22 protein-coding genes and 2 tRNA genes are annotated in these 23,622 nt (G+C 59.9%); 8 read left to right on the forward strand and 16 right to left on the reverse strand.

Annotation, left to right across the window (positions count from 1 at the left end; all coding sequences use genetic code 11):
• Window positions 1-4 precede the first annotated feature (4 nt).
• From DBR16_RS06170 to DBR16_RS06190, 5 genes are all read right to left on the reverse strand, one after another.
• Window positions 5-526, reverse strand: coding sequence for a cold shock domain-containing protein (locus tag DBR16_RS06170; protein ID WP_109260372.1), 522 nt, complete (start codon window positions 524-526; stop codon window positions 5-7).
• 228 nt (window positions 527-754) lie between these two features.
• Window positions 755-829, reverse strand: a tRNA-Glu gene (locus DBR16_RS06175).
• A 66-nt stretch (window positions 830-895) separates the two neighbouring features.
• Window positions 896-2,662 carry a single-stranded-DNA-specific exonuclease RecJ gene (recJ, locus tag DBR16_RS06180; RefSeq protein WP_109260373.1) on the reverse strand — a complete coding sequence of 589 codons (1,767 nt, stop codon included), beginning with the start codon at window positions 2,660-2,662 and terminating at the stop codon, window positions 896-898.
• 8 nt (window positions 2,663-2,670) lie between these two features.
• Window positions 2,671-3,624: a class II fructose-bisphosphatase gene (gene glpX / locus DBR16_RS06185; RefSeq protein ID WP_109260374.1), complete on the reverse strand. Its 954-nt coding sequence runs from the start codon at window positions 3,622-3,624 to the stop codon at window positions 2,671-2,673.
• Window positions 3,625-3,646: 22 nt separating this feature from the next.
• Window positions 3,647-3,970, reverse strand: a complete 324-nt coding sequence (locus DBR16_RS06190; RefSeq protein ID WP_125184513.1) for a hypothetical protein — start codon at window positions 3,968-3,970, stop codon at window positions 3,647-3,649.
• A 93-nt stretch (window positions 3,971-4,063) separates the two neighbouring features.
• Here DBR16_RS06190 and phaC point away from each other — a divergent pair, with 93 nt between their 5' ends.
• Both phaC and DBR16_RS06200 read left to right on the forward strand, forming a co-directional pair.
• The gene (gene phaC / locus DBR16_RS06195) at window positions 4,064-5,992 is read left to right on the forward strand and encodes a class I poly(R)-hydroxyalkanoic acid synthase (RefSeq protein WP_109260376.1); all 1,929 of its coding nucleotides are present in this window, start codon (window positions 4,064-4,066) and stop codon (window positions 5,990-5,992) included.
• Window positions 5,993-6,000: 8 nt separating this feature from the next.
• A complete protein-coding gene (locus DBR16_RS06200; protein ID WP_109260377.1) occupies window positions 6,001-6,402 on the forward strand; it encodes a hypothetical protein in 402 nt (133 codons plus the stop codon).
• Window positions 6,403-6,410: 8 nt separating this feature from the next.
• Here the strand turns inward: DBR16_RS06200 and DBR16_RS06205 are convergent, their stop codons facing one another.
• Window positions 6,411-8,279: an ABC transporter transmembrane domain-containing protein gene (locus DBR16_RS06205; RefSeq protein WP_233347633.1), complete on the reverse strand. Its 1,869-nt coding sequence runs from the start codon at window positions 8,277-8,279 to the stop codon at window positions 6,411-6,413.
• A 34-nt stretch (window positions 8,280-8,313) separates the two neighbouring features.
• Window positions 8,314-8,934 (reverse strand): class I SAM-dependent methyltransferase, encoded by a 621-nt coding sequence (locus DBR16_RS06210; protein WP_109260378.1) that lies wholly within the window; start codon window positions 8,932-8,934, stop codon window positions 8,314-8,316.
• Between the two features lie 123 nt (window positions 8,935-9,057).
• Here DBR16_RS06210 and DBR16_RS06215 point away from each other — a divergent pair, with 123 nt between their 5' ends.
• Entirely contained in the window at window positions 9,058-9,975 is a 918-nt protein-coding gene (locus DBR16_RS06215; RefSeq protein WP_109260379.1) for a LysR family transcriptional regulator, read from the forward strand.
• Window positions 9,976-9,995: 20 nt separating this feature from the next.
• Here DBR16_RS06215 and rpsI read toward each other — a convergent pair whose 3' ends face one another.
• Both rpsI and rplM read right to left on the reverse strand, forming a co-directional pair.
• Window positions 9,996-10,493 (reverse strand): 30S ribosomal protein S9, encoded by a 498-nt coding sequence (rpsI, locus tag DBR16_RS06220; protein WP_109260380.1) that lies wholly within the window; start codon window positions 10,491-10,493, stop codon window positions 9,996-9,998.
• 4 nt (window positions 10,494-10,497) lie between these two features.
• Complete coding sequence (rplM, locus tag DBR16_RS06225) at window positions 10,498-10,962, reverse strand: 50S ribosomal protein L13 (protein ID WP_109260381.1); 465 nt, start codon at window positions 10,960-10,962, stop codon at window positions 10,498-10,500.
• 215 nt (window positions 10,963-11,177) lie between these two features.
• Here rplM and DBR16_RS06230 point away from each other — a divergent pair, with 215 nt between their 5' ends.
• Complete coding sequence (locus DBR16_RS06230; RefSeq protein WP_109260382.1) at window positions 11,178-12,566, forward strand: alkaline phosphatase PhoX; 1,389 nt, start codon at window positions 11,178-11,180, stop codon at window positions 12,564-12,566.
• 14 nt (window positions 12,567-12,580) lie between these two features.
• On the forward strand, window positions 12,581-13,567 hold the full coding sequence (locus tag DBR16_RS06235; protein WP_109260383.1) for a hypothetical protein: 987 nt from the start codon (window positions 12,581-12,583) through the stop codon (window positions 13,565-13,567).
• Here the strand turns inward: DBR16_RS06235 and DBR16_RS06240 are convergent.
• Entirely contained in the window at window positions 13,564-14,586 is a 1,023-nt protein-coding gene (locus DBR16_RS06240; protein ID WP_109260384.1) for a COX15/CtaA family protein, read from the reverse strand. The two genes, DBR16_RS06235 and DBR16_RS06240, sit on opposite strands and share 4 nt — an antisense overlap.
• Window positions 14,587-14,730: 144 nt before the next feature.
• Here DBR16_RS06240 and DBR16_RS06245 point away from each other — a divergent pair, with 144 nt between their 5' ends.
• From DBR16_RS06245 to DBR16_RS06255, 3 genes are all read left to right on the forward strand, one after another.
• Window positions 14,731-15,912 carry an acyl-CoA dehydrogenase family protein gene (locus DBR16_RS06245; RefSeq protein WP_109260385.1) on the forward strand — a complete coding sequence of 394 codons (1,182 nt, stop codon included), beginning with the start codon at window positions 14,731-14,733 and terminating at the stop codon, window positions 15,910-15,912.
• 14 nt (window positions 15,913-15,926) lie between these two features.
• The gene (locus tag DBR16_RS06250) at window positions 15,927-17,051 is read left to right on the forward strand and encodes an acyl-CoA dehydrogenase family protein (protein WP_109260386.1); all 1,125 of its coding nucleotides are present in this window, start codon (window positions 15,927-15,929) and stop codon (window positions 17,049-17,051) included.
• 111 nt (window positions 17,052-17,162) lie between these two features.
• A complete protein-coding gene (locus tag DBR16_RS06255; protein ID WP_161539424.1) occupies window positions 17,163-17,672 on the forward strand; it encodes a paraquat-inducible protein A in 510 nt (169 codons plus the stop codon).
• Here DBR16_RS06255 and DBR16_RS06260 read toward each other — a convergent pair.
• The 6 genes from DBR16_RS06260 to plsX all read right to left on the reverse strand — a co-directional run bounded on the left by DBR16_RS06260 (window position 17,648) and on the right by plsX (window position 23,554).
• The gene (locus tag DBR16_RS06260) at window positions 17,648-20,485 is read right to left on the reverse strand and encodes an Ig-like domain-containing protein (protein ID WP_109260388.1); all 2,838 of its coding nucleotides are present in this window, start codon (window positions 20,483-20,485) and stop codon (window positions 17,648-17,650) included. The two genes, DBR16_RS06255 and DBR16_RS06260, sit on opposite strands and share 25 nt — an antisense overlap.
• A gap of 72 nt (window positions 20,486-20,557) precedes the next feature.
• Window positions 20,558-20,635, reverse strand: a tRNA-Pro gene (locus DBR16_RS06265).
• Window positions 20,636-20,717: 82 nt separating this feature from the next.
• The gene (locus tag DBR16_RS06270; protein ID WP_109260389.1) at window positions 20,718-21,149 is read right to left on the reverse strand and encodes a MerR family transcriptional regulator; all 432 of its coding nucleotides are present in this window, start codon (window positions 21,147-21,149) and stop codon (window positions 20,718-20,720) included.
• A gap of 4 nt (window positions 21,150-21,153) precedes the next feature.
• Entirely contained in the window at window positions 21,154-21,459 is a 306-nt protein-coding gene (locus DBR16_RS06275) for an integration host factor subunit alpha (protein ID WP_109260390.1), read from the reverse strand.
• 74 nt (window positions 21,460-21,533) lie between these two features.
• Entirely contained in the window at window positions 21,534-22,496 is a 963-nt protein-coding gene (locus tag DBR16_RS06280) for a beta-ketoacyl-ACP synthase III (RefSeq protein WP_109260391.1), read from the reverse strand.
• Complete coding sequence (gene plsX, locus DBR16_RS06285) at window positions 22,493-23,554, reverse strand: phosphate acyltransferase PlsX (protein WP_109260392.1); 1,062 nt, start codon at window positions 23,552-23,554, stop codon at window positions 22,493-22,495. The genes DBR16_RS06280 and plsX overlap by 4 nt, the downstream gene beginning before the upstream one ends.
• Window positions 23,555-23,622: the final 68 nt, after the last annotated feature.

Consider the following 23,622-nt stretch of genomic DNA (forward strand, 5'->3'; position numbering starts at 1 on the left):
CATTTCAGACGTATTGTTTGGGGTAGACTTCGGCTGCCAGAATGCCCTTCGGTCCGTCGGCGCACCTAGCCTGCATCGTCTCACCAGGGTGGACCTCGTCAATACCGGCTTTGCGCAGCGTTGCAGCATGCAGGAAGACATCGCCTTCCACACCATCCACATCGAGAAAGCCATAGCCCCGGTCGGCGTCAAACCATTTGACGACCGCTGCACTGACACCGGCTTCGGGCTCGCGGCGCGGATGAAACCGCCGCGGCCGGGGCGCCGTCTCGACACCGCCTTCCAGAGACATGATCTCGACCGCCTGCCGGCCCTTGTCCCCGTTTATGGCCAGGCATCTGACATAGGCCCCTTCGGGGGCTGTAGCGCGGCCGGACATGCGCAGCCGGCTGGCATGCAGCAGCACGTCACCCAGACCGTCACCTGTTTCGATAAAACCATAACCGCGGGATGGATCGAACCATTTCACCCGCCCCTCAACGACTGCGGCCAGCTCTTCGAGGCTGGAATCACATTCCACCGCCATGATAATCCCCACAACACAACTGTCAGGGGAATTACTGTAACGATTTCGTCATGAAAGGGAATAATGTTTGTTCATCATTATGAACAGGCACGCGCAATCCGGATTATTCTTCAGATCCCTGCACTTGGGATGATATCATGAAGGCCGCTTAGAGCACTTTTCCACGGAATTACTCGATATTGCGACTGAGTCACAACCAGATGCGCCCGGATAATACGGCGAAGCCGATGGCAGTCCCTAGGGGAATCGAACCCCTCTTTCCAGGTTGAAAACCTGGCGTCCTAACCGATAGACGAAGGGACCGCGCGATCGGAGGGCGTGATATATCGACTTCATCGCCGACACGCAAGCGTCACATGACAGGGATTTTCAGTCCACCGCAGCAAGATCTTCGAGGTGAAACTGCACGCGCCGGTTTCCGCGCCATTCATCCAGTTTCAATCGCCCCGCAGCGTGCCATACACCACCCGCATTTCCCAGCAATGCTTCGCCGATCGGCTGGTCAGCTTGCCGGAAAACAATGCCATTCACCCTTCGCCCGCTGCCATCCGCAAGGCTGAAGCGGACATGATCCGCGCCGACCCGTTCGGCATAGGCGATGCGCACATCCGGCATCACGAAACGCGGCTCGGGAAAGCCCTGTCCGAACGGGGCCGCCGCCATGATTCGTTCCGCCAGATCGACGCTGGCACCGGATGGCGTCAGAATCGCATCCAGCATCATCGCACGGGCCTCATGCGATGCGTCCCATTCTGCCTGCAGGCGTGCGGCCAGATAGGCCTGCAATTCATCGATCCGGCGCGCGTCAATCGTCAGGCCGGCTGCCATGGGATGCCCTCCCCCCGCCGTCAGAAGGCCATCCGCCTTTGCAGCCCCGATAGCGCTGCCCAGATCCACGCCCGAGACGGACCGGCCCGATCCCTTGCCGATGCCGTTTTCAGTCCCGATAACGATGGCCGGACGGCCAAAGCGTTCCTTCAAACGCCCGGCCACAATGCCGATCACGCCCGGATGCCACCCCTCGCCCCGTGCAATCAGCAGCGGTGCATCGGTATCACCGGCTGCCATGATCTGGGCCTGTGCAGCGTCCAGAACATCGGCCTCGATCTGTTTGCGTTCCGCGTTCAGCGCATTGAGTTCGGCAGCGATTTCAGCGCATTCTGCCGGATCATCACTGGATAAAAGCCGCGCACCAAGATCCGCCCGTCCGACCCGTCCGCCGGCATTGATCCGCGGTCCCAGCAGAAATCCCAGATGATAGGCTGACGGATCTCCGGTCAATCCGCCTACCTCCGCAAGCGCTCTCAAACCCGGGTGAGACCAGTTGCGCATGACCTTCAAGCCCTGGGAGACGATCGCCCGGTTGATGTCCCGGAGCGCGACGACATCGCAAAGCGTACCAAGCGCTGACAAATCCGCCAGGGCGAGAATGTCAGGCTCGTCAGTATGGCCGAACTTGCCGCGGCGGCGGCCTTCCCGGTTCAGGGCCGCGAGCAAAACGAAAGTCACACCCGCAGCAGCCATATGACCACATCCGGACGTGTCATCCGGACGATTGGGATTCACGATCGCCAGCGCGGGAGGCAGGTCGGCACTCATCAAATGGTGATCGACCACCACCACATCCAGGCCCATCCCGGCAGCCGCCTCAAGCGGCTCATGGGCGGCAGCCCCGCAATCAACCGTGATCACGAATTCTGCTCCCTGCGCCTTCAGCCGGGCAAACGCTTCCGCAGACGGCCCGTAGCCCTCTTCCACGCGATCCGGAACATACAGCAGCAGGGACTGGTTCAGCTGCCGGAAATAACGGATGAGCTGTGCGGCAGACGTTGCGCCATCGACATCGTAATCCGCGAACACAGCCAGGACTTTTCCTGCGTCCACCGCATCCCAGATGGCCGAAGCGGCTCTATCCATGTCCTGAAACGAGGACGGGTCAGGGAAAAAATGGCGCAGGGTCGGGTTGAGCACGGCCTCGGCATCGTCCGGGGCGATGCCCCGGGCCGCCAGCATGCGCGCGACAATCTCGTCCACCCCGGCCTTGCGGCGGATGTCAGAGATGACCTGGTCATCCAGTTCGCGCAGGCGCCAGCTCTTGCCGGAAAGCGATTGCTGAACCGAGAAGCCGCCGGCCATCCTCTGACCTATGCCGGCCGCACGGTCCGGATCCGCCGGACGATGGATCCCGACGACTGCATGATCAGGGTTTCGGTGCTGATCTGGCCGTTCCGGCGGCGCACGCCCTCGACAAGATCGCCTTCAGTCACCCCCGTCGCCACGAACAGGCAGTCCGATGACGCCAGTTCGGCAAGGTCATATTTACGATCAAGATCAGTTATGCCGGTTTTTGCGGCCCGGGCGCGCTCGTCATCATTGCGGAAGAAAAGCCGGGCTTGCATCTGTCCGCCCACACACCGTAAGGCCGTGGCCGCCAGCACGCCTTCCGGCGCGCCGCCCTGGCCAACATAGAGATCGATACCGGTGGATGGATCGGTTGTGGAAATGATGCCGGCCACATCGCCATCGGGGATCATGATCACCCGCGCGCCGGTGGTCCGGATATCGGCGACGATCTGCTCGTGACGTTCGCGTTCGAGTACACAAACGCGGATTTCTGCAGGTGGCACGCCTTTGGCTTTCGCGATGGCCTTCACATTCTCGGACGGAGATTTGTCGAGATCGATCACACCCGCTGGCAGTCCGCCACCGACGGCGATCTTGTCCATGTAGGTGTCGGGCGCATAGAGCAAACCACCCCGCGGCGCGAACGACACCACGGCAAGCGCATTGGCCATCCCCTTGGCAGTCAGCGACGTGCCTTCCAGAGGATCAAGCGCGATATCGATCTCCGGTCCGTCACCGGTTCCGACTTCTTCGCCGATATAGAGCATTGGCGCTTCATCGCGTTCGCCTTCGCCGATCACAATCCGGCCCTTCATGGCCATCGCGTTCAGACCGTTCCGAAGCGCATCAACAGCTGCCTGATCGGCCGCTTCCTTGTCGCCGCCGCCGATATGAAGGGAGGCAGCAATGGCCGCGGCTTCAGCCGCGCTGACCGCATCCAGCGCAAGACGTTCAAGATTTCGGGCGTCACTCATATATCCAGCTCCGGAATGAAAATCAGTCGATCGGGTTAGGCGGTTCAGCGCGCTGACGCGCTTCCTCTGCATAGGCTTCTGTGTCGCTTCCGGGCTCTCGCGTAGCGCGTTCATCTGCCGAGACCGCATCACGCGCTTCCAGCACATCCGCAGCAGACTGGCGCAATTGTTCTGCGCTGATAGATGGCAGTTTGTCCGGAATGGTGGCGGGGGCTTCATCCGCACTTGCCCCTTCCTCGACGCGTGCATCAAACCAGCTTTGTTCCTCCTCGAAACCGCCGGGCAATGCCGGCGTCGCGCAGGCTGCGAGCAGCAAGGGGCCAAGAAGGATAATTATTCGGGTCAAAGCCGTGCTCCGGTGCTGGACGCCGCTGGCGCTATCTATACGCTGTCAGGGATCGCTGTCACCCGCCTGTGCACAGATTGGAGAGTCCTTTTCATGGCCGAAGAAAAGAAACCAGCCGCCAAGCGCAAACCCCGCAAGACCGCGCCAAGGAAAAAGCCAGCCGCATCGAAGACGTCGGCAAAGCCTGCCGCAGCGCCGAAGGCTGACGCCGCACCTGGCGGCTACAATTTCGCCGCCATGAATCCGGCCGATATCGAAGCGCTGGATCACATGTCCCGCAATCTGATGCAGGCGGCGCTGAAAAGTCAGAAACTGATGTCGGATTCCATGCGCAAGGCGCTGGACGGCAAGGTGGAGATGCCGGACACACAATCCATCAATACGACACCGGAACTTGGCCAGGTTTGGGCCAAAATCGTCTCTGATCCGGAAAAAATGATGCAGGCTCAGGCCGGTTTGCTCACCGGCTATCTGGACCTCTGGACAAATACGTCCAAACGCTTTCTCGCTGGCGATTCCGAGCCGGTCGTCAGCCCCGATCCCGGCGACAAGCGCTGGCGCAGCGAGGACTGGAGCGAAAACCCGGTCTTCGACGCCATCAAGCAATCCTATCTGCTGAACCAGAATTTCCTCATGGGCCTCGTCCATGGTGTCGAAGGCGTCGATCCGGCCATCAAGCGCAAGGTTGAATTCCTGACCAAACAGATGGTTGACGCGCTCGCGCCGACAAACTTCGCACTGACCAATCCCGATGTCATTCGCGAAACCATGCAGTCCAAGGGCGAAAACCTCACCAAGGGCCTTGCGAATCTGGCCAGCGATCTGGAAAAGGGCGGCGGACGGCTGGCCCTGACCCAGACCGATATGGAAGGGTTCAAGGTCGGCGTCGACCTGGCGGCTACCGAAGGAAAAGTCGTTTTCCGGAACGAAATTTTGGAACTCATCCAGTATGCGCCGACGACCGATACAGTGAAAGCCCGGCCGCTCCTCATCGCCCCGCCCTGGATCAATAAATTCTACATCATGGACATGCGCCCCAAGAATTCCATGGTGCGCTGGCTGACCCAGCAAGGCTTCACTGTCTTCCTCATCTCCTGGGTCAATCCGGGTCCCGAACTGAGAGACAAGAGCTTTCAGGACTATATCGAGCAGGGATTGTTCGCCGCGATCGACCAGGTCAAGGAAGCCACTGGCGAGGACAGCGTCAACACGGTTGGCTATTGCATCGGTGGCACCATGCTCGCCTCCGCTCTTGCCTTGCTCGAAGCCCGCGGCGAAAGCAGCAAGATCGCTTCGGCCACTTTCTTTGCCGCGCAGACCGATTTCGAGCTCGCAGGGGACCTCCTCCTCTTTGTCGACGACGCTTGGTTCAACGAAATCAACCGCCTCATGGAAGCCCAGGGCGGTGTGCTCGACGGCCGCACCATGTCGGATACATTCAACCTTTTGCGTTCGAATGATCTGGTCTGGTCCTTCGTCGTGTCGAATTACCTGCTCGGCCGGCAGCCGCAGGCGTTTGACCTCCTGTACTGGAATGCCGACCAGACCCGAATGCCGCAAAAGCTGCACCTCTGGTATCTCGACAATATGTACCGCAAGAACCGGCTCGCCAGGAAAGAGATCGAGATGGACGGTCTCACCCTCGATCTGACAAAAGTCAAAACGCCGGTCTTCATGCAGGCCAGCCGCGATGATCACATCGCCCCCTACCCGTCGGTTTACCGCGGCGCCAGACTCTTTGGCGGACCGGTGCGGTACATGCTGGCCGGATCCGGTCATATTGCCGGTGTGATCAACCATCCCGGCGCCAATAAATACCAGCACTGGGTCAACAAGGACCTGCCGGAGACTGTCGAGCAATGGCTGGACGGCGCAACAGAAGTGCCCGGCTCCTGGTGGGAGGAATGGCGCGACTGGCTCTATGAGCGGTCTGGCGAGGATATCCCGGCGCGAAAACCCGGTGACGGCAAGCTGAAACCCATCTGCGATGCGCCGGGCGAATATGTGCTGGTGAGGAGCTGAGCATTGGTATGATTGGCCAATGGCTGGCAGATAAGTATGCGGCGATCAAACGGCGCTTCGCGGCACCCCGGTTGTTTCTGGCGGGCAGGACGTTGGTTTACATTGCCGGAGGCAAGGAACAGCGCCTTCCCTTTGATGAAATCCAGCGTATAGATGCCTATCCCGGTATGACCGACGCATCATTCCAATGGGCCGTCGTCTACACTGGCGCCCGCGATAAAATCACCATTCTGGAAAGCACGGAAAACTTTATCCCGGTCTTTGATGCCGTACTGGAGCATCTGGGAATGAACGGGCCGGAGACCCGCACAAATCTGGTGTCCATGTCGCCCTATGACGGCAAGAACCAGATGAAGCGGACCCTGTTCAAACGTAATGCTGGAGGACGGACAATCCGTCAGACTTCATAAACCTTGCCTCACGCCTGTCCGAACTGAAGCTCGATATAGCGCTTGTACACGCCTTCCCGGCCGAGTAATTCGTCATGCGTACCATGATCGGCGATGCGGCCCTCTTCCATGACAATGATGCGATCGGCATTGCGCACGGTGGCCAGCCGGTGCGCAATCACCAAGGTTGTCCGGTCCCTGGACGCCGCCTCGAAGGCGGCCTGGATGACCTGCTCGCTTTCCGGGTCCAGCGCACTGGTCGCTTCATCGAGCAACAGCACCGGCGCATCCCGCAGGACTGCCCGCGCGATCGCAATACGCTGACGCTGGCCGCCAGACAGCGTGCCGGCGCTTTCGCCGAGCTGCGTGTCATAGCCCTCGGGCAGCGCCATGATGAAATCATGCGCATTCGCCGCCACCGCCGCCGCCCTGACGTCGTCATCCGTGGCCTCCGGACGGCCAAAGCGGATATTCTGCGCCACCGACCCGCTGAACAGGGGCGCATTCTGCTGCACCACGGCGAGCTGCCGGCGCAGCGCCTGCGGTTCAACGGAGCGGATATCGGTGCCATCAAGTTCAATACGCCCCGAGGCGGGATCGTAGAGCCGCAATAATAGCTGGAAAATGGTCGACTTGCCCGCACCGGAAGGCCCGACCAGGGCCACCGTCTCACCGGAATGAATATCAAAGCTGACATCCGACAGCGCCAGCGCCTCCGGCCGCGCCGGGTAGGCAAAACTGACAGAGCGGAATGAGAGCGCACCCTTCACCGGCATTGCGAGCTGTACCGGGCTGACCGGCGCGGCGATGTCGGTTTTCGCCGACAGCAATTCCATCAAGCGCTCCGTCGCACCGGCGGCCCGCATCACTTCAGCGTACGTCTCGGTCAGCATGCCGACACCGCTGACGGCGACAAAGGCATACATGACAAATTGTGTCATCGCGCCGGGCGTGATCGCTTCCGCCTGCACCTGAACCGCGCCAAACCAGAGCACGGCAATCAATCCGGTCAGAATGACCGTGAAAATCACCGCCGTCATGGCTGCACGTACACCGATCCGTTTGAGCGAAATCGCAAAGGTCGATTCAACCACCTGCCGGAAACGTGCGCTCTCTTCCGGCTCCCGCGTGAACGCCTGTACGGTTTCAATGGCTTGCAGACTCTCGCCGGCCCGGGCGGAAGCATTTGCCAGCTCGTCCTGGGACTCGCGCGAAAGCCGCTGCACACGGCGGCCGAAAAACAGGATCGGCAGGAGAATGACCGGCCCCATGGCCAGAACCATCAGAGCAAGTTGCCAGTTGACCACGACCATCAATGTCAGGGCCCCGGCCGTCGTCGCCACGGTGCGCAGGGCGACCGACACGGACGAGCCGACAACCGTTTGGATCAGCGTCGTATCCGTCGTCAGCCGGGACAGGACCTCGCCAGTGCGCGTATCGACATAAAAGGAGGGGCTGAGCGTGAGCAGATGATCAAACACCGCCCGCCGCAAATCCGCGACCACGCGTTCGCCCAGACGGCTGATGAAATAGAAACGGAAAGCGCTCGCCAGCGCCAGACAGAACGCCACGCCCATCCCGGCCAGGAAATAGCCGGACAAATCCGACCCGATGGAAAACGCTTCACAGGCCGCCGAATCCGGCGCCCCGCCAAAGCCGCAATCGACCACGAGGCGGAACGCCGCCGGCAGGATCAGGGTCAGCCCGGATGCAAGGATCAGGAAAATCGAAAATGCCGTCAGCAGCGCCGGATAGCGCATGATATAGGGAATCAGGCGCCGCAGCGGTTTTACGCTCCGTGCTTTTGCGCGGTGGGCGGCATCCCGCTCCATCTCGGCGGCAAATCCGGACCCGCGATCCTTGTCGGCCTGCTGATAGCGGGTGTCGGATGCAGACATTCATGACTCCTGAGTCGGGCGCTTCGGACCTGCCCTATGGCTTTCTGGCGATAATGAAAACGGCCTTGTGCCCCTCAGGTAGCCATTCCTGAACAATTTCGAAACCGGCTGTGCGCAGAGCCGCGCTCAAATGCCGCTGTGAAAAGAAAGCGACATAAGGAAGAGCACCGAACAAACGCCCGATGGCGAGAAAGGGTTGCAAAAGTCTCATAGTGCCCGACAGGCAGGCCGTGCTGGAAACGAAATAACCGCCGGATTTCAGAAGATCATGAGCCTTGGCGATACCGGCACCGGGATTCCGCAGAAGATGAAGCAGGCTGTGCATCATCACCATGTCGAATTGCTGACCGGCAAGATCGGGATTATCGAGTCCGCCAACCTCGAAGGTCACATTCTCGATGCCCTGCGCCTGTGCCTTTGACCACGCGATCTCGATCATTTTTTCGGAAATGTCGGTGGCCAGAATGTGCTGTGCAAAAGGGGCATGATGGAGGGCCGTCGTACCGGTTCCGCAGCCAAATTCGATTACCCGGCTGCCCGGGGTAAGCAGGGCGCGGGTCATATCCAGCTTCTTCTGGTAAGCAGCTTCATCCTCAAGAGGCTGTGCGGCATATTTTTCGGCCGTCCGATTCCAGAACCCGGCATCATTATTCATTTTCTGCTCTTTCGTTTTGACCACTGGTCATGCAGCGGTGACATGGAAGGGAAGACCGGGTTCTACATATACGCTCTTCATATATAAATTGCGGAATTTCGATCAATTGATATACGCATATGTATGAACTGGCAGGCTGTAGATTTCGACTGGAACCAGATCCGGGCCTTTCTCGCGACCGTGGAGGAAGGCTCCTTCTCGGCTGCGGCCCGCGCACTCGGCTCGACCCAGCCTACCTTGAGCCGGCAAATCACAGCTCTGGAAAGCAAGCTGGGTGTCACACTCTTCCAGCGCGGGCACCGCTCCATGTCGCTGACGGCGGCCGGAGCCGGTCTTGTCGATCATGTCCGGACCATGGCAGATGCCGCCACACGAGTCTCGCTTGTGGCTTCGGGGCAATCGCTGGCGGCAGAGGGTCTTGTCACGATCACCGCAACAAGCTTTACCGCAGCCCGTTTCCTGCCGCTGGTCGTCAAAACGCTGTCGGAAGAAGCGCCCGGCATAGAAATCGAGATTATCGCCTCAAACGATGTCAGGGATCTCAACAAGCGCGAGGCTGACATCGCCCTGCGGCATGCCCGCCCGGACCATCCGGACCTGGTTGCACGCCAGATCGATGAAACGCCTGCCTTTCTTTATGCCGCCCGCGGCTGGCTGGATGCCCATGGGCGTCCGAAATCCCTTACAGACCTGACCGGGCTGAGCTTTATCGGGTTCGATCAACCAGCACGCGTCGTGGCCGGACTTGCTGAACGTGGCCTGCCGATCAGCCGTCAGGACGTCCGTTATCGTTGCAACACGGGCGAGGTTATTCTGGAGCTCGTCCGCGCCGGGCTGGGCCTCAGCGTCCTGCCCAGATTCATCGCCGAAGATTATGATGAACTCGAGGCCGTTCTGACTGATGAATTTTCGGTGACCGTCCCGACCTGGCTTGTCACTCACAGCGAGTTGCGGACCAGCAGCCGGGTCCGGATTGTGTTCGACGTCATTGCCAGAACCTTTGCCGAAAACAAAACGGGCGGCCCGAAGGACCGCCCGTAATACACTGTATAAGCCTTGGTTTAGCGCTTGGAGAACTGGAAGCTCCGGCGCGCTTTCTTGCGGCCATACTTCTTGCGTTCGACCACGCGGCTGTCACGGGTCAGGAAGCCTTCGGCTTTCAACGGACCGCGAAGCCCCGGCTCGAACAGGGTCAGGGCCTTGGAAATACCGTGACGGACCGCGCCGGCCTGGCCCGACAATCCACCACCCTTGACGGTGCAGATCACGTCGAACTCGTCCTTGCGTTCGGTCACATCAAATGGCTGTTGCAGCATCATCCGCAAAACAGGACGCGCGAAATAGACTTCCTGTGCGCGGCCATTCACGGTGATTTTGCCGGAACCGCGCTTGATCCAGACACGGGCAACGGCGTCCTTGCGCTTGCCGGTCGCATAGGAGCGGCCAAGTTCGTCGATCTTCGGTTCAGGCAGCTCGGCGGTTTCGTTGGCGACGACGGGCGCATCTGACTCTTTCAGAGCGTCCTTGAGGTCTTCGAGGGAACGGGCGTTCTCGGACATGGGCTTAGCTCCGGACATTCTTGGTATTCATCGACTTGAAGTCGATAACTTCAGGCTGTTGAGCCTCATGCGGATGCTCGGTGCCGGCATAAACGCGCAGCTTCGAGAATTGACCCCGGGCGAGCGGGCTGTCTTTTGGCAGCATGCGCTTCACGGCGAGCTCGACAACGCGTTCCGGATGTTTGCTGCCGAGAATCTTCTCCGGCGACGTCTCCTTGATACCACCCGGGTGACCGGTGTGGCGGTAGTAACGCTTGTCGCCCATCTTGCGTCCGGTGAACCGGACCTTGTCGGCGTTGATAACAATCACATGATCGCCCGTATCAACGTGCGGTGTGAAATCCGGGCGGTGCTTGCCCCGAAGGCGGGTGGCGACGAACGCTGCGAGACGGCCGACAACGGCATCCTCGGCGTCTACGACGATCCACTTGTTCTCCACCTCCGCAGGCTTTGCGGTAAAGGTTTTCATGATGTGTCTCTCGAACTTCTGGCCGGTTTCAGGCCTGATGGAGCGCGCGGGATAGGCCTCTGTGCGTTTGGCGTCAACTGATATTTCAGAGCTACATTAAATCAATATGTTAGGAATACGGTATTTAGGTACCGTAGAAATAATAAGTTTTTGTGAGGCTCTTTTGCCTGTGCGGTCACCCGGCTAGAAAAGTCGCAACTTCAGGGATTCCAGACATGTACAATCGACGTCAGTTTCTCCGCAACACCGCCGCAGCGACAGCCGCTTTCTCGGGCCTTGCGGCATTATCCGGCCGGGCCCGGGCGGATAATGTCCCGCTCGCGATTACACCGCCGGATCTGGTTCCTGACCCGGCCGGCCTGCTCGATCTGCCGCCGGGCTTTTCCTATTCGGTTATTTCAACCGAAGGCGACGAGATGGATGACGGCCTTCTGACGCCGGGCGATTTTGACGGCATGGCCGCCTTCGAAACGTCCGACGGTCTGACGCTCGTGCGGAATCACGAATTGCATCCGTTCGAGTTTGAAAAATCCCCCTTCGGCCCGGAGGCCGAACGACTGGGCTTGATCGATCCGGCCCGCCTGTATGACCGCCGCGATGACGGGACCGGCCTGCTGGGAGGAACGTCGACACTTGTTCTGGACCCGGTCACACTGGAATTGAAGCAACATTTCCTGTCACTGGGCGGCACCTATAACAATTGTGCCGGTGGCCCGACGCCCTGGGGCAGCTGGCTCACCTGCGAGGAAACCGTTGACCTCCAGGGTGATCACCTTGACCGCGACCATGGCTATGTATTCGAGGTTCCCGCCGTCGCGCGCGAACTGGTCCGCGCCGAACCTCTGGTGGGGCTGGGCCGATTCCGGCACGAAGCCGTTGCCATCGATCCGGGCACAGGAATCACCTATCTGACCGAAGATGAGTACGACAACTGCCTGTTTTACCGTTTCATTCCAGACCGGCCGGGCGAATTGCAGCGCGGCGGCAGGCTGCAGGCGCTGAAAATCCGCGGCCAAAACGGCTTTGACACGCGCAACTGGGACGCGCGGAATTTCCACCCGGGCGACAGCCTGCCCGTCGAATGGATGGAAGTCGAAGACAGCGCCAATCCCGACGGCGACATTGCGCTTCGTCATATCGCCTTGGGCGCAGCTCAATTCACGCGTGGCGAAGGCATCTGGTTCGGAGAAAACGAGCTTTACTTCACCTGTACCGATGGCGGTTCCGCGCGCCAGGGCCAGATCTTCCGCTATATTCCGTCGCCGCACGAAGGAACGTCAGCCGAAGCCACTGAACCGGCACGGCTGGAACTGTTCATCGAGAGCCCCGGTGATGAAACCATGGGGATGTGCGATAATATAACGATTGCGCCCTGGGGTGATCTGATCGTGGCCGAGGATGGACGCGGCGAACAGTACATTCGCGGCGTGACGCCAGCCGGACGTATCTATACGCTTGCCCGGAACGCGTTTACCGAAAACAGCCGCTACAGTGAGTTTTGTGGACCATGCTTCTCTCCGGACGGAACTATTCTCTTCGTCAACGTACAGTCAGAACCTTCGCGGACGTTTGCGGTCCGGGGGCCCTGGCACGAATTGGGCTGATCGCTGGCGGCGCCTTGCTGCTGGCGGCCTGTGAACCGGCCAGCGAAACCGGCACGGTGGAATCCGCAGCCGGACCGGCACGAGATGACTCCTATCTGGAACTCGTATCGACCGGGGTGATGGAAACGATTGAAAGCGAAGGCGTTGCGGCCGTGGCATTTCTGCCCGACCCGTCGACGTCCTGGTCCGGCTTTATCGCCGCAGCGGCGGAAGAAGGCGGGATCGACCTGTTCGATATAGAAGGTGAGGCGGTCCACCGCATGACCGGCTCGCGTTTGTGGGGACTGGCCGCTGCGCCGGGATTCCAGTTGCGGGGAGAATCCCTTCCGCTGCTGTTCGGAGCCGACCGCGATACCAATCTTGTGCGGGCCTATGCCCTGCTCCGGACGGGCCCCGAGCTGATCGAGGCACCGATCCAGCCGATTGGCCCACAGGGAGACATCGCATCCGTCTGCGGACTTGGCGAAGGCATTGGTTATGTTGACCTCATGGTGCTGTCCCGTAGCACGACGGCCGAAATCTGGCGGATAGCCGATGATGGCGGCGATCTGATCAGCGCCACGCTCCGGGAACGTTTCGAGCTTCCCTCCCCGGTCCGGACCTGTGCCGCGGGCAATGGAAGCATCTACGCCTCCGGTCCAGCTGGCGGTATTGTCCGGCTCTCCGGGGATGGCCGCATCGAAGCGCAAACGGATGGATATGCCATATCGCTGGCGGCAGGAGAGTTTCTCGGCCGGCCGGTTCTGATACTGTCGAATGGGACCAATAATACACTTGAAATCCGTGACGGCCGCACGTTGGAACTTATCGGCGATGCGATTATTCGTGACGGATTTTCGATCCCCGGAGTCGATCAGCCCGGCGCAATTGCAACAACGGAATCATCCTATGGCGGCACCGCATACCAGAGCGGACTGGTGGCCGTTGCTGACGAAACCGATGGCCGGATCCGCCTGATCGCACGGGAAACCTTCGCGCGCGGGATCACCGTAATTGACTAAACGCGCCGGGCTTTCCAGGTCACAATCGCGGCGGCACTGAACAAGGCGATCGCGCCCGCCTGGTGCAGCAGTGACAGGCTGAGTGGAGCTGCATGGACGAGTGTGGTGATTCCCAGAACAATCTGCACCGCTGTCATCGATGCGATCCAGATGGCACCGGTCCGCAGCGCCGCAGCATGACTGCGCCATAGTGCCAGCGACAACAGGCCGGCAGAGAACGCAACCAGGTAACCGGTCCAGCGGTGATGCAGCTGGACAGCCGGACGGCTTTCGAAGGCCGCTTGCAGCCAGCCCATACCGCCAAGATAACCGTCCGGGATCAACCGTCCTTCCATCAGCGGCCAGGTTGTGAAGATACGTCCGGCATCCAGCCCCGCGACAAAGGCGCCAAGAATGATCTGGACGAAGACCAGCACCCAGAAGCCTGCCACCCAAGGCGCCGTGCCATCCCGGGTCCGCGCGCTCACGCCGTAACGCGCATCCAGCGCAACCCAGATCGTCAGGCCGAGAATGACGAATGCCATGCCGAGATGGGTCGCCAGCCGGTACTGACTGACATCCAGCCGGTCGACTAGGCCGCTGGAGACCATCCACCATCCGATCGCGCCCTGCAGACCGCCGAGGATCAACAGAATGACCAGCGGCAGTTTGAGACGCCCTGATATCTTTCCCCGGATCCAGAAAACAGCCAGCGGAATGGCAAAAACCAGCCCGATCATCCGGCCGAGAAACCGGTGGCCCCATTCCCACCAGTAAATGAACTGGAATTCCTCCATGCTCATGCCGCGGTTCTGTAACTGGTATTCGGTCGTGGAGCGATAGAGCTCCAGCTCATTCTGCCAGCCCGCCTCGGTCAGCGGCGGAATGGTCCCGGTAACAGGCCGCCATTCGGTGATGGACAAACCTGAGTCGGTCAGCCGCGTCGCGCCGCCAATCAGGATCATGGCGGACACCATTGCGGCCACAATCAGGAGCCAGATGAAGATCGCATTGCTGGTCTGCGGGCGGGCAAGAGACATGACAATTCCTCCGCTGCCCGACTTAACCGCCCTTCCCCGCTTGGCAAGTCCCGGCGATCATTCGCCGCAGGTGGGAAAAGGGGCTCGCCTCCGGCAAATCTCGCGCTAGTCTTTGCAGCGACAAAGAGACCAACGGGGAGAAATATGAGCGATCTGGAATCCTTCCGCAACGACGTCCGTGACTGGCTTGAAGCCAATTGTCCTGACTCGATGCGCAAACCGATGAAGTCGGAAAAAGATATCTGCTGGGGTGGCAAACGCTTCGAGTTTTCCAGCGACGATCAGAAAGCCTGGCTCGAGCGCATGGCGGAGAAAGGCTGGACCTGCCCGTCCTGGCCCAAGGAATACGGGGGTGGCGGCCTGTCCAAGGACGAAGCCCAGATCCTGAAAGAGGAAATGGAGCGTATCAAGGCCCGTCCGCCCCTGATCTCCTTCGGCATCTGGATGCTCGGACCGGCGCTGTTGAAATACGGTTCCGAAGAGCAGAAATGCCATTACCTGCCACAGATTACACGTGGTGAAATCCGCTGGGCCCAGGGGTATTCCGAGCCCGGTGCCGGCTCCGACCTGGCAGCGCTTCGCACGAAGGGCGATGACAAGGGCGATCACTGGATCGTCAATGGCCAGAAGGTCTGGACCAGCTATGCCGATGAATGTGACTGGATTTTCGCACTCGTCCGGACTGAGCCGGATGCGCCGAAACATCTCGGCATTTCGTTTCTCCTGATCGATATGGAATGGGACGGGGTCTCGACCAAGCCGATCAAGCTTATTTCCGGCAAATCGCCCTTCTGCGAAACCTTTTTCGACGACGTGAAAGTGCCCAAGGAAAATATCGTGCACCAGCCGGGTCGTGGCTGGGACGTCGCCAAATACTTGCTCTCTCACGAGCGCGCCAATATTGCCGGGGGCGGCAGTGGCGCTCAGATGAACCCGGTCGCGGCAGCCCACAAATCCGGTGAAGTTGATGAAAATGGCCGCGTCGCGGATCCCATCCTGCGCGGCGACATTGCCCGGCTGACCATTGATGCCCTCGCCTTTGAAACCACACTGCAACGGATCAAGGACCAGGCCGACGGTGGCCAGGGTGTGGGCGCGAAGGCGTCCATGCTGAAATATTACGGCACCGAGCTGAACAAACGCCGTCATGAATTGAATATGTCGGCGCTCGGCTCGGACGGGCTGTTGTGGGAGGGTGAAAATCCCGAGGATGGCGATCCGGCGCGCGGCTGGTTGCGGTCACGCGCCAATTCCATCGAGGGCGGCACGTCCGAAATCCAACTGAACATCCTGGCCAAGCGTGTGCTTGAGCTTCCGGGCGGCTGATCGGGGATCTATCAATGAGCTACATTCTATCCGAAGAAGAACAGATGCTGCGCGACAGTGCGCAGGCGTTTCTGGCCGAAAAATCCCCGGTTTCCGAGCTCCGCCGTCTTCGCGACGAAGGTTGCAAGGACGGATTCCGTCATGCCATCTGGAAAGACATGGCGGATATGGGCTGGAATGGCATTGTCATTCCCGAGGAATTTGGCGGGGTGGATATGGGATTCACGGCCGCCGGCCTCATCCTTCAGGAGATGGGCCGCACGCTGGCGGCCACACCTTTCCTCGCTTCCTCCGTGCTTTGTGCCACGGCATTGCGCTATGGCGGTACAGACGGACAGAAGTCCGAACACCTTCCGAAAATCGCATCCGGCGAAAAAGTCTATGCGCTGGCGGTTGACGAGAAAGCCCGGCACGATGCTTCGCACATAGAAACCCGGGCCAGAAAGGACGGAAACGGTTTCCGTCTGAGCGGGCAGAAGCGCCATGTGGTCTGCGGCAATGGTGCCGACATGCTGATCGTGGCCGCCCGTATGGATGACGACTCCATTGGGCTTTTCCTGGTCGATCCGGAAGCCAGTGGCGTAGAGCGCACTTTGCGCCGGTCGGTCGACAGCCACGCCCCGGCCAACATCCAGTTCGACGATGTGAAGCTGGATGGCGATGCATTGTTGTCGGAAACAGAAGACGGGTCCGCCCTGCTCGACCTGGTGCTCGATTCAGGCCGGGCCTGCCTGGCCGCCGAGCAGCTGGGTATCGCCGAGGAGGCGTTTTCCCGTACGCTCGATTACATCAAGGAACGCGAGCAGTTCGGCCAGAAAATTGGTTCATTCCAGAGCCTCCAGCACCGTGCCGCGCATCTGCTGACCGAGGTGGAAATGACCCAGTCGCTCGTGATCAAGGCCTTGCGGCAACTCGATGAAGCGCCATCGCAGGCGCCTTTGTGGATCGCTGCGGCCAAGGCCAAAGCCACCAGAGTTTCTCGTCTCTCATCGGCCGAGGCCATCCAGATGCATGGCGGCGTCGGAATGACCGATGAATACGAGATCGGCTTCTTCTACAAGCGGGCGCAGGCCGCCGGCGAATTCCTCGGTGATGATGCCTGGGGTGCCGGACGTGTGGCGCAACTCAGCGGATACTGATCCGCACGCCACGACAACACCGGAAAGGGCCGCTCATCGGGCGGCCCTTTCTGTTTGCCCTAGTGCTGCCGCATTCTGTTTGCCTGATAGCGCAAACAGCGGGAGGACATGATGACCCAAACATCCCTTTCACGCGCGCATGGCCGTGGCGGCGTCTTGGCCCGGATGCTGATCCTTTTATCCTCCGTATGTCTGGCCGCCGGGCTCCTGACCCCGATGCTGGAAACTCAGCGCCTGATCTTCTTCTCGCAGGCGCATTCCCTGATCGATGTCACCCGGGCCCTGCTGGAGAATGAAAACTATCTCCTCGGACTGGTCATCCTCGTTTTCTCGATCCTGTTTCCGATTGCAAAAGCCTTCTACCTGTCAGCCGTGAACGCCGGCTGGGCTCATGGCCGCAGCGCACTCATCTGGGTGGACCGCCTCGGCAAATGGTCGATGCTTGATGTGTTGATCGCCGGGCTGATCGTTTTCACACTGTCAGGCGACCGGGCGGTCCGGATTGCGGAACAGCCCGGCCTCTATTTCTTCACCATCGCGATATTCGGTCTGATGATCGCGTCCGGCCTTATCGTTCGTGATACCCGCAATGCCAATCAGCAGGCTGACAGCCGGTCCTGACCTGACGTTTTGCACATATCGAAGATATAATCCCAGCCAGACGGCCCCCCATCATTGTTCAGATAAAAACGATAGGTCGTATCATTGCTGACCAGCTGAACGGCAAAGTCGAGCCCGTTCGCCGGATTACGCAGCCGGGTAAAATTCCCTTCATTCCGATCATACGTCTCCATGCACAAAGCCGTCGCAATCACTTCGATTTCGTCCGAAGTAGCCGTACCGGTTTCGGTCACAGCGACCTCTGCAACGCGGCGCGAGATTCGCCTCGACGTGGAATTGCGCGGTGCGCAGGCTTCATATTGCACGACATCGAAAATTCCGGTGACGGCATTACCTCTTCCTGACCGGTTCTCTGCGGCAAAAGAAAAGCTGTAATTACCCGGCGCCGCCGGCAGAGTTCCACTAATGACACCGGTCAAGCTATTGAAATCATGGTCACCGGAAGGTGCTGAAATGAGCACGAACCGGTCAATACTGATATTCGAGTCAGCATGATCATCCAGATCAACAGAGAAGATACCATCGGTATCGTCCTCGACCGTGAATGGCGTCACGGTCGGAACTGGCAGGGCGTTGATAGTGATGCTGGCCGCAACCGGTGCCGACCAGCCGCTGGAATTGCCCGCCCGATAGGTAAAGCTGTCCGACCCGCCAAGCGCGCCGGCCGTATAAGTGTAGCGCCCCGTCGATGCATTCAACTCGACGCTTCCGAGCGAGGGTCCGCTGACAATCTCAAAGCGGTCATAATACCCAGATGCGTAACTCGCCAGCGCGCCGCTCGCGTCATCGAACGCCGTGACCGCAAATGCATGCGCGACTGCCGAAGGCGGCACTATTGGTCCCTGATCGCGAACCGCAACAGAGGTTGATCCGCGGACAACCCCATTCACTTCCATACGGAACTGGAAACGCTGCCTGGGGCTGAAAGGCGTGACATGGCCGGTCCGGACAAATACCCCGAATGTCGGCGTTTCATTCGGACCAATATCGAGGGTCAGTGTATCAGCCGGCGGAGCCAGGCAGACGCCGTTCGTATCCGTCTGACAGACCTGTCCCGTCGCCGGCAGTGCGGGGTCGAGGGATCGCGCGCTAACCGTGACATTGCCGGCGCCGCCCAGATTGATCGTCGCAACGGAGAACACGCCCCTGCGGCCGTCCGGCACATCAACAATCCCGGTATTACCGACCGTCGCACTCAATGCGATTATATCCGGGCCCCCGGCCGCATCGGCCCCCAGATCGACCGTGTTCAATCCAGGCGAAACAGCGGCCATCGGGACATTGTCGCATGACGCATAGGGCGCGAAACTGACACCGGAGACATCAGCACCGGGTGTCAGCGAAATCAGGAAGGTCTGGAAAGCCCCGCCCGGAATTGTCACCGGCGTATTGGCATCTCCCACAAGGGCATTCGTGTTCGGATCAGTGCGTTGATAGCTGAAGCTGTCACGGTAAGGGCCGTGGTGCTCGATAATGCAGTTCGTGGCGTCCACCTGATTCGGGTTGATAACGGTCATGAATGCTGTGGCCGCGCTGCCCGTAGCGACAAACCGGCTCGTTGGCAGGACTGAGGACCGCAGCCGGTTGTTCGGCGTCCCCTGGGCCGGAAATCCGACTGCATAGCGCCGCAAAGCCTCGGCGGCATAAGAGCCTGCGCTGCTGTCGGCCGGATTCAGGGGGATACCGCAGACGCTGCCGCGTTCCGGACATTCGATGGTCGGGTCTGAAAACTGTGGGACACGGCCGCTCCCATACGCCATGACCGATGTGAATATGCCGCCATCGGCATTGGCACTGTCGATCCGGAAACCGCGCGCCCAGTCCACAGGGCGGCCCGACGTGCCATCCGTTTCGAGCCCGTGTGCCAGTCCCATATTGTGTCCGGTTTCGTGGGCGAGGGTCAGGCCGTTATGACAGACATTGATGTGCGAACGCCCGGTAAAGTCGGACGTCGGATTATGCAGAAATCCAAGTCCGCAAAAACTCTCGCGGTCAGGGTCTCGGACCCGATTAAGCGAAAGCACATCCACACCAAGAGAATCGACACGGGCCTGAAGTCCGGCAAAAACACCCCTCCGGCCGTGGAGATCGTCAAGAAGATCATCACTCGGATAATCCGCCGCAACAGCCATGAACTGGAGCTGGGTGAGGTCGGCAGACAGCGGCACGTCTGACTCGGTGAGAGCTGTCTCCAGATTACCGATGTCGGTCGCCGCGAGATCCGGAAGGCCCCAGCCATGCGTCTCGATCATCGAGCTGTCATAGAAATAGAGAAAATCCAGCGTGTCGGATCCGGCCAGAGCACCATCGGGCTGCGCTTCGGCAATGCCGGATGGTGCGTGCATCCGGATATCCGCCAATGCATCATCAAAAACCGGTTCTTCGGGGGCGGGCCGCATGACCAGACCGCCGGAACGCTCGGGCTGGATGACGAATTCGCCATGGTCTGTCCAGACCCGTCCGTAGGTCGCATTCAGCCCGATATGCATCAACACACCCTGCCCCGGCGTGCCGAAATCAATCTGCAGATGGCGACCGCCCGACGATGTCGGCCGGTTGATCATCACCTCGCCATCCAGTGCGATGCCATCCGGCATCGGCACAGCAAGCGCCTGTCCTGCTTCTACCGCGCGCAAGCCGGGAGCAATCTGCAATTGCCAGCCGCGATCAGGGGACGCATCGGGTATAGCGATGGCCGTCCCTTCACCCACAGACACGGCCTCGGCCGGTCGGTCGATCTGCCATGCAGCCATGTCCTGGGCGAACGCTGCAGGTGCGGCGGACATTAAAAATGCGGATAGGAACAGACGCATCAATATCTCCCTGAATTGGCTCCAGCATGACGCATCATGCCGGACCCGCCAACCACAAAGAGAGTGCGGAAATGGTCGGAGCGGCGAGATTTGAACTCGCGACCCCCGGTCCCCCAGACCGGTGCGCTAACCGGGCTGCGCCACGCTCCGAACCGTAGAAGAGAACAACCGTCTGACGGCTGTAGGGGACGCGTCTTATAGGAGTGCCCGGCGAGATCGGCAACCGGATAAGTTAGTTCGCGTCCCGGGCCGCCAGTGCAGTATCCAGTTTGGCTTTGGCAGCCTCCAGGCGGCTGAGCATTGACCGTATTCCGTCACCTTCTGTCACAGGCGCATCGGCCGGAATAAAACGCTCGGCCAGCCGGGGCGCTTCCGGCAATACCGGTGCCGCACCATCCGCAAGGGAGGCAACCGCCGCCACGCCATGTTCGCGCAGGTATTTCTGCGCGCCCTTGATGGTATAGCCCTGCTCATACAGAAGCGTGCGGATACCTCGGAGCAATTGCAAATCGCCGGGCCGGTAGAGCCGCCGGCCGCCAGCGCGTTTTACTGGCTTGATCTGTGAAAAACGGCTTTCCCAGAATCGCAGGACATGGGCAGGCAAATCCAGTTCATCCGCCGCCTCGCTGATGGTGCGGTAGGCATCTGGTGCTTTGTCTGTCACTCAATCAGCCTTTCGAGTGACCCGCATCGACCTTCTCCTTCAACACCTGGGAAGGCTTGAAGGTGAGAACCCGGCGTGGATCAATCGGAACTTCCTCACCGGTTTTCGGATTGCGTCCGATCCGGCCGCTCTTGTCACGGAGCAGAAAGGACCCGAACGAGGACAATTTCACAGATTCGCCATTTGCTAGAGAATCCGAAATCATTCCAAGCACCGATTGGACCAGGTCGGATGATTCCTGACGCGACAATCCGATATTCTGATGCACGGCATCTGCCAGATCTGCTCGCGTTACGGTTTTACCGGACATGATATTCCCCCACTGGAAGAAGACAGGCTAGTCCCAACAGACCAGCCGCGTCAACGTGTTAGCACCCATTTGGATTATATTCGCACTAAAGCTGACCCCCACGTCAACCCACCTCCTAATGCTTCCAGCAGGCACAGGTCGCCGGATTTGATCCGGCCATCGCTAACCGCCTGTGAAAATGCGAGCGGAACCGACGCTGCAGATGTGTTGCCGTGCCGGGCGACGGTGGAAATGACCCGGTCGCGGGAAATGCCGAGCTTGTCGGCAACACCTTCCAGAATCCGCTGATTGGCCTGATGCGGCACAAACCAGTCAATATCGTCTATGGCAACATTCTCTCGCTCGATCAGGCGTGCCATGGAATTGGAAATCTTCATCACGGCGTGTTTGAACACGGCCGGACCTTCCATCGTCAGATGGCCCGAGGACTGTGTTGAAGAAATACCGCCGCTGGTTTTCAGAAGGTCCGAATACCGGCCCTCGCAGCGCAAGTCATACCCCAGAAGACCCGTCTCTCCCTCCGATCGCTCCAGCACCCAGGCGCCGGCACCATCACCGAACAGCACGCAGGTGGTGCGATCTTCCCAGTTCAGGATCCGCGACATGGTTTCTGCGCCGATCACAAGCGCCCGGTTGAAAACGCCGCCTTTCAGCAGCCCGTCCGTGACCGCAAGCCCGTAGATGAAGCCGGAACAGACGGCCTGGATGTCAAATGCTGCGCCATGCCGGATTCCCAATCGGTTCTGGATCAGGGCAGCTGTGGAAGGAAACACCAGATCGGCAGTCGTGGTCGCGACAACAATCAGATCAATGTCATCAGGGGACAGGCCTGCATCTTCCAGCGCGGCAAGCGCTGCCTTGTGGCCCAGATCGGCAGTCGTTTCGTCTTCGGCGGCGATGCGGCGTTCCGAAATCCCTGTCCGGGTCCGGATCCATTCATCATCCGTGTCCACAAAAGTCGCGATTTCGGCATTCGTCAGGATACGTTCGGGCAGGTAGCTCCCCTGCCCGGCCACGCGTGAAATCAAACGGGTCAAGAGACTGCTTCGCTTATGGCTTCTTCTGCCCGGGTCAGGCGCTCGAGATTGGCTTCTATTTCTGTGAGAAAGTGACTGCCGGCAATATCAATGGCCAGCCCGAGCGCGGTGGCAAAACCTTCACCATCGGTGCCGCCATGGCTTTTGACGACCATGCCGTTCAGGCCCAGCAATACCCCACCATTGATGGACCTCGGATCCAGCTTGGCCCGGAGATGATCAAGACCACCCATACGCAGAAAAAGCGCACCGATTTTTGCGGTCAGTGAACTCGTAAAGGATTCGCGCATCCAGTGGGCGACCAGCTTGACCGTGCCTTCTGCGGTCTTCAGCGCAATATTGCCGCTGAAGCCGTCCGTGACGACAACATCGGTGGCCCCGAGCGAGATATCATCACCCTCGACAAAGCCATGATATCTGAAGTCAATTCCGGCCTCACGGATCAGCCGGTCGGCGGCACGAACCGTTTCATTCCCCTTCAATTCTTCCTGACCCACATTCAACAGCCCGACCGTTGGATGGGTCGATCCGTGAACGGCCCGGTGAAACGCCTCACCCATGATCGCGAATTCAACCAGCTGTTTGGGGCCGCATTCGACATTCGCCCCCACATCCAGCACGACAGTATGACCGCGCGGCGTTGGCCAGCTGGCGGATATGGCCGGGCGGTGAACGCCTTTTTTCATCCGCAGAACGACCTTGGATATCGCCATCAGCGCGCCGGTATTCCCGGCGGACACAACAACATCGGCCTCGCCATTCTTGACCGCAGTCAGCGCGTTCCACATTGACGAGCCCCGGGACCGCCGCACGGCTTCGCTCGGCTTGTCGGTCATCCGAACTTCCGAATCGGTGTGCTGGAGCGTGATGCGCTCGCGCGCCAACGGTGACGCCGCCGCAATCAGGGGAGTCAGCTGGGCTTCATCGCCATGCACCAGGAAACGGACCGGGGAATCGGGGCGGCGCGCCAGAATATGGCTGATGCCCTCAATCGCAACGGACGGGCCATTATCGGCCCCCATGGCATCAACGGATATGATCGGTGCTGAGTGGGTCATGCCTTAGCGGGTCTGGCGCGGATAGTCAGGCGCATTGATTGAACCGGCGAGACCATATCCAAAGCCGG

It is taken from the genome of Hyphobacterium indicum (genome assembly GCF_003129605.1).
GTDB lineage: Bacteria > Pseudomonadota > Alphaproteobacteria > Caulobacterales > Maricaulaceae > Hyphobacterium > Hyphobacterium indicum.

What these genes read in the sequence shown, in the direction of transcription:
- DBR16_RS06260 (WP_109260388.1), bottom strand. Translation starts at nt 20,485, where the DNA reads ATGCGTCTGTTCCTATCCGCATTTTTAATGTCCGCCGCACCTGCAGCG.
- DBR16_RS06215 (WP_109260379.1), top strand. Translation starts at nt 9,058, where the DNA reads ATGAACTGGCAGGCTGTAGATTTCGACTGGAACCAGATCCGGGCCTTT.
- DBR16_RS06200 (WP_109260377.1), top strand. Translation starts at nt 6,001, where the DNA reads ATGATTGGCCAATGGCTGGCAGATAAGTATGCGGCGATCAAACGGCGC.
- rpsI (WP_109260380.1), bottom strand. Translation starts at nt 10,493, where the DNA reads ATGTCCGAGAACGCCCGTTCCCTCGAAGACCTCAAGGACGCTCTGAAA.
- plsX (WP_109260392.1), bottom strand. Translation starts at nt 23,554, where the DNA reads ATGACCCACTCAGCACCGATCATATCCGTTGATGCCATGGGGGCCGAT.
- DBR16_RS06255 (WP_161539424.1), top strand. Translation starts at nt 17,163, where the DNA reads ATGACCCAAACATCCCTTTCACGCGCGCATGGCCGTGGCGGCGTCTTG.
- DBR16_RS06230 (WP_109260382.1), top strand. Translation starts at nt 11,178, where the DNA reads ATGTACAATCGACGTCAGTTTCTCCGCAACACCGCCGCAGCGACAGCC.
- DBR16_RS06250 (WP_109260386.1), top strand. Translation starts at nt 15,927, where the DNA reads ATGAGCTACATTCTATCCGAAGAAGAACAGATGCTGCGCGACAGTGCG.
- DBR16_RS06245 (WP_109260385.1), top strand. Translation starts at nt 14,731, where the DNA reads ATGAGCGATCTGGAATCCTTCCGCAACGACGTCCGTGACTGGCTTGAA.
- rplM (WP_109260381.1), bottom strand. Translation starts at nt 10,962, where the DNA reads ATGAAAACCTTTACCGCAAAGCCTGCGGAGGTGGAGAACAAGTGGATC.
- DBR16_RS06240 (WP_109260384.1), bottom strand. Translation starts at nt 14,586, where the DNA reads ATGTCTCTTGCCCGCCCGCAGACCAGCAATGCGATCTTCATCTGGCTC.
- DBR16_RS06275 (WP_109260390.1), bottom strand. Translation starts at nt 21,459, where the DNA reads ATGTCCGGTAAAACCGTAACGCGAGCAGATCTGGCAGATGCCGTGCAT.
- DBR16_RS06205 (WP_233347633.1), bottom strand. Translation starts at nt 8,279, where the DNA reads ATGTCTGCATCCGACACCCGCTATCAGCAGGCCGACAAGGATCGCGGG.
- DBR16_RS06210 (WP_109260378.1), bottom strand. Translation starts at nt 8,934, where the DNA reads ATGAATAATGATGCCGGGTTCTGGAATCGGACGGCCGAAAAATATGCC.
- recJ (WP_109260373.1), bottom strand. Translation starts at nt 2,662, where the DNA reads ATGGCCGGCGGCTTCTCGGTTCAGCAATCGCTTTCCGGCAAGAGCTGG.
- glpX (WP_109260374.1), bottom strand. Translation starts at nt 3,624, where the DNA reads ATGAGTGACGCCCGAAATCTTGAACGTCTTGCGCTGGATGCGGTCAGC.
- phaC (WP_109260376.1), top strand. Translation starts at nt 4,064, where the DNA reads ATGGCCGAAGAAAAGAAACCAGCCGCCAAGCGCAAACCCCGCAAGACC.
- DBR16_RS06170 (WP_109260372.1), bottom strand. Translation starts at nt 526, where the DNA reads ATGGCGGTGGAATGTGATTCCAGCCTCGAAGAGCTGGCCGCAGTCGTT.